The 1320-nt window shown below is 80.9% G+C and carries 1 pseudogene; it reads left to right on the top strand.

Annotated elements, in window-relative coordinates:
* Positions 1-1320 (top strand): annotated as a pseudogene (locus tag CBZ_RS20395) (glycosyltransferase family 2 protein); the annotation flags it as partial.

The following is a 1320-nucleotide window of genomic DNA, read 5'->3' as shown; positions in this document are numbered from 1 at the left end:
GAGCCGGGCCTCCTCGTCGGCGCCCCCGACCCCACGGGCTCGATCGCAGCCGCCGCGGCCGCCGCCCTCGCGTTCGCCGTCGTCGTCGCGGGCGCGCCGTCGCTGCTCGTGCCCGGGGTCCTCGCGCTGCTCGTCGTCGCGCTCGCCGTGCCCCGCCGGCGGGGGCGCGTGCTGCTCGTGGCCCTGCCGGCCCTCGCGCTCACCGGACCCCTGCTCGTCGAGGCTGCCGGTCGAGGGCTCGGCGGCTGGCGCCTCCTGCTGGCCGACCCGGGCCTGCCGCTCGGCGCCGCACCGGCCTCCTCCCTGTCCCGGCTGCTGGGGGTGCCCGCGGACCCCGCGGCGCTCGTCCCGGCGGGCGTCGAGGGGACGCCCGCCGTCGTGTGGCCGCTGCTCACGGGCGGGGCCGTGCTCCTGCTCGCGCTCCTCGCGCTGCTCCGCGGGCGGCCCGCGGCCCGCGCGGTCCGCACGTCGTGGCTCGTGGCGGCCCTCGGCCTCGCGGCCGCGACCGTCAGCACCACCGTGGTCGTCGCGCTCGACGAGGGCTCCGCCGTGCGCGGCTGGCCCGGGCCTGCGCTCTCGCTGGCGTGGGCGGGGTTCCTCGCCGCCGCCGTCGTCGGTGTCGACCGGTTCCGCGAGCGCCTCGCCGCCGCGACGTTCGGCTGGCGGCAGCCCGTCGCGGCGCTCGTCGTGGCCGTGTCCGTCGCCGCGCCGCTGCTCGCGCTCGGCGGGTGGGCGTGGCAGGCGCGCGAGGGCGACGCGCTCGCGCTGCGTGCCCAGGACTCCGCGGTCGTGCCGGCCGTGGGGCAGCAGGCGCAGACGTCGGTGCTCGGCTCACGCGTGCTCGCCCTCGAGGTGCGGCCGGCGGGCGATGCGGACCCCGTCGTCTCCTGGCAGCTCATGCGGGACGACGGGCCGCGGCTCGACGACGTCGCCGCGGCCGCCACGACGCGGACGCTCACGGGCGACCTCGAGGCGCCCACGGCGACCGGCCCGGACGCCGCCACGCAGGAGGTCGACGCGCTCGTCGCCCGCCTGGCTGCTGGTTCCGGCGGCGACGTGGGCGGCGAGCTCGCGGCCCTCGCCGTCGCGGACGTGCTGGTCCCGGCCGTGGCGTCGACCACGACCGACGCCGGGACGGCGACGTCGGCCCGCGCGCTGCGCGACGACCTGGTGGGCCGGCTCGACTCGACGCCCGGCCTGGAGCGGGTGACGCAGACCCCGGCGGGCACGCTGTGGCGGGTCCGCTCGACGGCGACCGCGGGCGCGGTCGCGCCGGTGGCCGTCCCGTCGTGGGCGCGGCTCGTCCCGCCGGCGTCGCAC

Source organism: Cellulomonas biazotea, assembly GCF_004306155.1.
GTDB classification, from domain to species: Bacteria; Actinomycetota; Actinomycetes; order Actinomycetales; family Cellulomonadaceae; genus Cellulomonas; species Cellulomonas biazotea.
This window is presented reverse-complemented; position numbering and strand designations above follow the sequence as displayed.